Raw genomic sequence first — 6,901 nt, 5'->3', positions numbered from 1 at the left:
CCGGCCTGTGGCTGGCGCCCGCGGGCGGAGCCTGGCTGTGGGCGGCGCTGCTGGGCGCCGGCGGCGCGGTCTTCCCCGTCACGCTCTCGTTCTTCGCGCTGCGCACCAGCTCGAGCGCCGACACGGCGTCGCTGTCGACGATGGCGCAGAGCATCGGCTACCTCCTCGCCGCCGGCGGCCCGTTCCTCGTCGGCGTGCTGCACGAGGCCAGCGACAGCTGGGCCCTGCCGTGTGCCCTGCTCGTCGCGCTCGGCGTCGTCCAGGCGGGGGCGGGCTATGTCGCCGGGCGCCCGGTCACGATCGGCGAGACCCCAGCGCGCTGACCAGCACCTCGAGGGCCCGGTCGAGCTCGTCGTCGGTCGGGCCGCCGAAGCCGACGACCAGCCCGCTGAGCCGCGCCGTGCGGCAGTAGTCGCGCAGCAGGTTGACGCGGAACCCGGCCTCCTCGGCGGCCGCGCGGACCCGGACCGCCCGCGCGTGCGGCAGCAGCCAGGTGGAGTACATCCCGGCGACCGGACCCGCCAGCTCGGCGTACGGCGCGAGCGCGGCCACGACCCGCGGCGCCCGGTCGGCGTACACCCGCCGCGCGGAGCGGACCACCGCGTCGACGTACCCGTCGCGCAGCAACGTCACCAGCGCCCGCTGCACCGGCCACGGCGGGGCGTCGTGGGTCAGCGCTCGATGCGCGTCGTAGGCGTCGAGGAGGCGGTCGGGCACGACCGACCAGCCCAGCCGCAGCGACGGCAGGATCGCCTTGGACGCGGTGCCGAGGTAGGCGACCCGGTCGCGGTCGAGCGAGGCCAGCGCGGGCACCGGCGCCACGTCGTAGCGGAACTCGGAGTCGTAGTCGTCCTCGATGACCAGCGCCCCGTCGCGACGCGCCGTCCCCAGGAGCGTGAGCCGGTCGGCCGCGGGCATCACCCGGCCGAGCGGGTGCTGGTGGGCCGGGGTGACGTACGCCGCCGGGCAGCCGGCCAGGTCCGTCACCGGCTCCAGGGCGGGCAGGTCCCGCACCTCACGACCCGACTCGAGCACCGTCGCGACCGCCGCTCGGTAGCCCGGGTCCTCGACGGCGACGGCGCCGCGGGGCTCGCGCGGGAGGACGGCCAGCAGGTGCCGCAGCCCGGCACCGGTGCCGCCGGTGACCCGCACCCGCTCGGCGTCGACGGCCAGGCCGCGGGTGCGGCCGAGTCGCTCGGCCAGCAGCGCGCGCAGCTCGGGGAGGCCGCGCGGGTCGTCGTACCCGCGCGGCGGCGGGGCGGTGGAGACCTCCCGCCAGGCCCGACGCCACACCGCCTGGTGGCGCGGGTCGATCCACGGCGTGCCCGCGTCGAGCATGACCAGCGGCCGCTCGACGAGCGGGGTACGACGCCGGCCGGGCGCCGCGGCCCGGCCGGCGGTGCCGCCGGCGACCCAGGTCCCCGAGCCCTGCCGGGCCTCGAGCCAACCCTCGGCGAGCAGCTGGTCGAAGGCCTGCTCGACGACGGAGCGGGAGACGCCGAGGTCGGCCGCGAGCCGCCGGGTCGCGGGCAGCCGGTCGTCGCGGGCGAGGGCGCCGTCGAGCACCAGCCGGCGGACCTGGTCGGCGAGCTGGGTGCCGAGCGGCCGCGGGTCGGAGCGGTCGAGACGAACGGGCAGCATCCCAGATTGGCCTGTCTAGATCGGACGGAAGTGGCTCGTGCGGACAGGCCACTTTCGCACCACGATAGACCCATGAGCGTCGTCATGGAGCCCACCGACCGCACCCGGATCCGCCGCGGACGCAACCGCGCCGTCGCCGAGCGCGCAGAGCTGATCGCGCTGCTCGGGGACGCCCTGGTCGCGCACCTCGGTGTGAGCGTCGGCGACCACCCCGTCGTCCTTCCGACCGCCTTCGCGGTGGACGCCGACGGTCCCGACGAGGGCGGCACGCTCTACGTGCACGGCTCGGTCGCGGCCCGTTGGCTGCGCTCCTCGCAGGGAGCGACCGTGTGCGTGACCGTCACCGAGCTGGACGGCCTGGTCGCGGGGCGCTCCGCGTTCCACCACTCGATGAACTACCGCTCCGCCGTGATCATCGGCCGGGCCCGCGTCGTCGAGGACGACGCCGAGCGGCAGCACGCCCTCGACCTGATCGTCGACCACATGATCCCGGGCCGCTCCGCGACCCTGCGGCCGAGCACCCGCAAGGAGATGGCAGCCACCGCCGTGCTCGCCGTACCGCTGGCCGAGGCGTCGATGAAGGCCCGTGCCGGCGACCCGGTCGACGAGCCGGAGGACGTGGCGGCCGGGATCTGGGGCGGGCACGTCCCGATCCGGCGCGTGCTCGGCGAACCGGTGCCGGCATCGGACAACCTCCCCGGGGTCGGCGTACCGGAGGACGTGCAGTCCCGGGCCTGCTGACGCCCGACCAGCGATCCTCGGTCACTAGGGTGGTTCGGTGAGCGAGATGCCCGGCGGAGCGGCGACGTTCGCGCGCGGCCGGGCGGAGTGGTCCCGGCTCGACTGGTGGCGGCTGGAGGCCCGCGCGTTCGCGCAGCACCCGGACGTGCGCCACGCCCTCACCTTCGACGCTCCCGTCGGAGCCTGGCGCGAGCTCGGCCGCCCCACTCGTGAGGTCCCCCGGTGGGCCGGCGTGCTGCTGCTCCCGGTGTGGATCGCGAGCCTCACGCTGCCGGTCGTCACCACCGTCCTCCTCCTCCGCTGGCTCACCGACGGCGACGCCGTGGTCGACCTCACCCTGGCCGGCGCGCTGACGGGCGGCGCGGCAGTGGTGCTGACCCTCGGCGTCCTCCAGGACCTGCGCGACGCGGAAGGACCGGCCAGTCACGGGCTCCGCCCGATCGGCGTGGCGCATCTCGCGCCGTCCGCTCTCGCCGGTGTGCTGGCGCTGCTCGCCATCGCCCAGGGGCGGGCGGACTCGCCGTACGGCCTGATCGGGCTGCTTGTCGACGCCGCGCTCGGGGCCGGTGTGCTGTGGCTCCACTCCGGAACACCCCGGGCATCCCTCCGCCGGAAGCGGACGAAGCGGCGCCGGCTGGCCCGAGCGCTGGCCGCGTTGTCCACGGCCGAACGCGCCGCGATCGGTCACGACATCGCGTCGGCGCTCGACGATCTCGCCGCGCGGGGCCTGATCGACCGCGAGGTGGCAACGGCCGCTCGTGCCCTCCCCCTGGGTGCGCTCGGCCGGACGCTGGCCGACCGCGACGAGATCACCGCGCTCCGCTGCGGACGCTAGGGGTGGCGCAGGCCCGACTCGATGGCGAACACCACCAGCTGGGCCCGATCACGCGCCTGCAGCTTCACCATCGCCCGGCTGACATGGGTGCGCACGGTGTCGGGGCTGACCACGAGCACCTCGGCGATCTCGCCGTTGGACCTGCCCGTGGCCACCCAGCCGAGGATCTCCCGCTCGCGCTCCGTGAGGTCGCCGATCCGCGGGTGGGGGCGCTCGGGGCGGCTGGCGCCGAAGTGCTCGATCACCGTGCGCGTCACCGACGGCGCGAGCAGCGAGCCGCCGTCGGCGACGACGCGGACGGCGTCGAGGATCGCGGTCGGCTCGGCGTCCTTGAGCAGGAAGCCGCTGGCGCCGCTGCGCAGGGCCTCGAAGACGTACTCGTCGAGCTCGAAGGTCGTCAGCATGACCACCCTGACCGGCGCCAGGGCGGGGTCGGCGGCGACCTCGGCGAGCATGCCGAGCCCGTCGAGAACCGGCATCCGGATGTCGCAGAGCACCACGTCCGGCGTCGTACGACGCAGCAGGGCCAGCCCCTCACGCCCGTCGCCCGCCTCGCCGGCGAGCTCGAGGTCCGGCTCGGCGGCGATCAGGGTCGCCAGTCCCATCCGGACCAGCGGCTGGTCGTCGACGAGAGCGACCCGGACCGGCTCGCTCACCGCGGCAGCTCCGCGACCACCGCGAACCCGCCCTCCGGGTGCGGCCCGACCCGCAGGGTGCCGCCGAGCGCCTCGAGGCGCACACGCATCCCGCTGATCCCCATGCCCTCATCCTGCACGGCTCCGCCGCGGCCGTCGTCGGTGACGGTGACCCCGCGCTCGGTCCACACCACCCGAGCGGACGTCGCGCCGGCGTGGCGCAGCACGTTGGTGAGCGACTCCTGCACGACGGCGTACGCCGCCTCGCCACTCTCGCGCGAGCGCTCCCCCGGCTCACCGACCACCTCGACCCGCAGCCCGGCGGAGCGCACCCGGTCGACGAGGGCGGGGATGTCCGCGAGCCCCGGTGCCGGACGCCGCGGGGCGGGCTCCCCCGCGATCATCGCCAGCTCGGAGCGCAGCGCATCCAGCGCCTCCTTGCTGGTCGTGCGGATCGCCTCGAGGCTGCTGCGCGCCGCGGCCGGGTCGCGATCGAGGACATGCAGGGCGACCCCGGCCTGCATCGCGATCACCGCGAGCCCGTGGCCCACGCCGTCGTGCAGGTCCTGGGCCATCCGCAGCCGCTCCTCGGTCGCCGTGCGCTCGAGCCGCTCGGCCCGCGCCTCGAACCGGTTCCGGGTCGCCGTGGCGACGGCGCCGGCGGCCAGCACGATGCCGACCATCCCGATGGCCTGCCACAGACTCTTGTGCGGCTCGTCCGCGTGCCATTCCCACCGGGCCGCCAGTCCGGCCGCGACCAGCGCGACGCCGACGAGGGCTCCGGGCAGCCACCGCGGCACCGGAACGGCGCAGGCGGTCAGGAAGGTCACCGTCGGCAGCGCGAGGAAGACCGGCCCGTCGGCGTACCCGAGGGCGAAGTAGAGGCCGCACAGCGCGCCCGACACCACGAGCGCGGCCGTGGCCGCCCGCCCCGACAGCGGCGGCATCACGGCCGGCAGGACCGCCGCGACCGCCAGCGCGACCGCCGGGGTGATCGGGTGGACGTCGTTGGCGGCGTTCGAGGCGCCGGTGCCCAGCGCAGTGATGACGAGCACCGCCCACGGCCACCACGACCGGTGGGCGCGGGTCAGCTCGGCGACGCTCGGATGTGCCATGCAGCGAGGCTAGAGCGCTCGGCCGGTCCGCGCGTACGACGGTGAGCGCCCCCGGCGTACGCAGAACTGCGTAGAGCGCGGCATCCGCCCGGCGGACGCGCCGATTCACGCTGACGGCGACGGTGGAGCCATGGACACAGACATGACGGTGGCGAGCACCGAGAGCCTCACGAAGGTCTACGGCGACCGGGTCGCCGTCGACAAGGTGACGATGACCGTGCGGCGCGGCGAGGTCTACGGATTCCTCGGCCCCAACGGGGCCGGGAAGACGACGACCCTGCGGATGCTGCTCGGCCTGATCCGGCCCACCTCGGGCAGCGCGCGGGCCAGCACCTCGGTCGGGGCGCTGATCGAGGGGCCCGGCTTCTTCCCCTACCTCTCCGGTCGCGCCAACCTGAAGGTGCTGGCCCGGCACCGGGGGCTGCCCGACAGCGAGGTCGAGCGGGTGCTGGAGCGGGTCGACCTCGCGAGCCGCGGGGACGACCGGTTCAAGGGCTACTCGCTCGGCATGAAGCAGCGCCTCGGCGTCGCCGCCGCGCTCATGGGCGACCCGGAGCTGATCGTCCTCGACGAGCCGACCAACGGCCTCGACCCGGCCGGCATGGCCGACATGCGGGCGCTCGTGGTGGATCTGGCGCGCGGCGGCCAGACCGTCCTGCTGTCCAGCCACCTGCTGGCCGAGGTGCAGGAGATCTGCCACCGGGTCGGCGTCATCGACGACGGCCGGCTGCTGCGGGAGTCGACGGTGGCCGAGCTGCGCGGCGGCGTCTCGCTGCGGGTCCGCGCGACCCCCGAGCCCGAGGCGCTGGCAGTGGCGATGCGGCTGGCCGGCGACGACGGCGTACGACGCGACACCGACGGGAGCCTGCTGCTCACGCTTCCCGCCGACCGCGCCCCCGACGTCGCCCGCGCGCTGGTCGAGGCCCGCGTCGACGTCCACGAGATCACCGCTGCCGAGCGCAGCCTCGAAGAGGTCTTCTTCGAGATGACCAGCCAGAAGGAGTCCGTCCGATGAGCACCATCGTCTCCACCGCCCGCAGCACCACCCGCGGCACCACCCGCAGCACCAGGGCCGAGCTGATGCGGCTGCGCGCCTGGCCGGCCGTCTGGATCACGCTCGGCGCATGGCTCCTGCTGAGCCTGCTGTTCGGCTACCTGTTCACCTACCTCTCCTACACCAGCGGCGACCCCGGCTTCTCCGACGAGGGCACCACCCAGGCCCAGCAGCTCGCGCGGATGATGCCGGACGCCGTACCCCACGTGTTCCTGCAGGGCATGCCGATGTTCGGCGGGGCCCTGATGATGGTGCTGGGCGCACTGGTGGCCGGCAACGGCTACGGCTGGGGCACGTGGAAGACCCTGTTCTCCCAAGGAGTACGCCGCACACCGGCACTGGTCGGCTCGGTGGCGTCGCTGACCCTGATCGTCGTCGGCACGCTGGTCGTGACCTTCGCCCTCGACCTCGCGGTCTCCCTCCTGATCACCGCCAGCGAGTCCCAGGACGTCGTGATGCCCTCCGCCGGATCGGTGGGTGAGGCGTTCGGCGCGGGCTTCCTCGTCCTTCAGATGTGGGCGCTGCTGGGCTTCCTCCTCGGCACCCTGGCCCGGGGCCCGGCCCTCTCCGTCGGTCTCGGCCTGGTCTGGGCGCTCGTCGTCGAGAACCTCCTGCGCGGCGTCGGCCAGCTGCTCGGCTGGGTGGAGAACCTCACCGAGGTCCTGCCCGGCACGGCCGCCGGATCCCTCGTCGGATCGATCGTCGGCGTCGGCGGCACCGACGGCACCCCCGGCGTCGTCGACACGATCCCCGGCGACCGGGCCGCCCTCACCGTCGCGGTCTACGTCGTCCTGGCCGTCCTCGCCAGCATCGCCCTCGTCCGCCGCCGCGACGTCACCTGACAGCGACCCGGCGCAACCTGACCCGAGCGCACGCCCGT

General features: G+C 75.0%; 7 protein-coding genes and 1 pseudogene. 5 read left to right on the top strand and 3 right to left on the bottom strand.

All coding sequences use genetic code 11. The annotated features are described in order from the left end of the window. A pseudogene (locus FHP29_RS21915) lies at positions 1-323 on the top strand (MFS transporter); the annotation flags it as partial. Here the strand turns inward: FHP29_RS21915 and pdxR are convergent. Beyond that, entirely contained in the window at positions 295-1,641 is a 1,347-nt protein-coding gene (gene pdxR, locus FHP29_RS19935; protein ID WP_139624600.1) for a MocR-like pyridoxine biosynthesis transcription factor PdxR, read from the bottom strand. The pseudogene FHP29_RS21915 and the gene pdxR overlap by 29 nt on opposite strands. 72 nt (positions 1,642-1,713) lie before the next feature. Between pdxR and FHP29_RS19930 the strand changes: the two genes are divergently transcribed. Beyond that, positions 1,714-2,382, top strand: coding sequence for a pyridoxamine 5'-phosphate oxidase family protein (locus FHP29_RS19930; protein ID WP_139624904.1), 669 nt, complete (start codon positions 1,714-1,716; stop codon positions 2,380-2,382). Positions 2,383-2,419: 37 nt separating this feature from the next. Then, positions 2,420-3,217 (top strand): hypothetical protein, encoded by a 798-nt coding sequence (locus FHP29_RS19925; RefSeq protein WP_139624599.1) that lies wholly within the window; start codon positions 2,420-2,422, stop codon positions 3,215-3,217. On the opposite strand, the gene FHP29_RS19920 is transcribed toward FHP29_RS19925, so the two are convergent. Both FHP29_RS19920 and FHP29_RS19915 read right to left on the bottom strand, forming a co-directional pair. Further along, complete coding sequence (locus FHP29_RS19920; protein WP_139624598.1) at positions 3,214-3,873, bottom strand: response regulator; 660 nt, start codon at positions 3,871-3,873, stop codon at positions 3,214-3,216. The two genes, FHP29_RS19925 and FHP29_RS19920, sit on opposite strands and share 4 nt — an antisense overlap. Next, complete coding sequence (locus FHP29_RS19915) at positions 3,870-4,967, bottom strand: sensor histidine kinase (protein WP_139624597.1); 1,098 nt, start codon at positions 4,965-4,967, stop codon at positions 3,870-3,872. The genes FHP29_RS19920 and FHP29_RS19915 overlap by 4 nt, the downstream gene beginning before the upstream one ends. 130 nt (positions 4,968-5,097) lie before the next feature. Between FHP29_RS19915 and FHP29_RS19910 the strand changes: the two genes are divergently transcribed. Further along, a complete protein-coding gene (locus tag FHP29_RS19910; RefSeq protein ID WP_240044629.1) occupies positions 5,098-5,982 on the top strand; it encodes an ABC transporter ATP-binding protein in 885 nt (294 codons plus the stop codon). Then, positions 5,979-6,863, top strand: coding sequence for an ABC transporter permease (locus FHP29_RS19905; RefSeq protein ID WP_139624596.1), 885 nt, complete (start codon positions 5,979-5,981; stop codon positions 6,861-6,863). Before FHP29_RS19910 ends, FHP29_RS19905 begins: the two co-directional genes overlap by 4 nt. Positions 6,864-6,901: the final 38 nt, after the last annotated feature.

Origin of the sequence: Nocardioides albidus, assembly GCF_006335005.1 — a bacterium.
In the GTDB taxonomy this organism is placed as follows: domain Bacteria; phylum Actinomycetota; class Actinomycetes; order Propionibacteriales; family Nocardioidaceae; genus Nocardioides; species Nocardioides albidus.
This window is presented reverse-complemented; position numbering and strand designations above follow the sequence as displayed.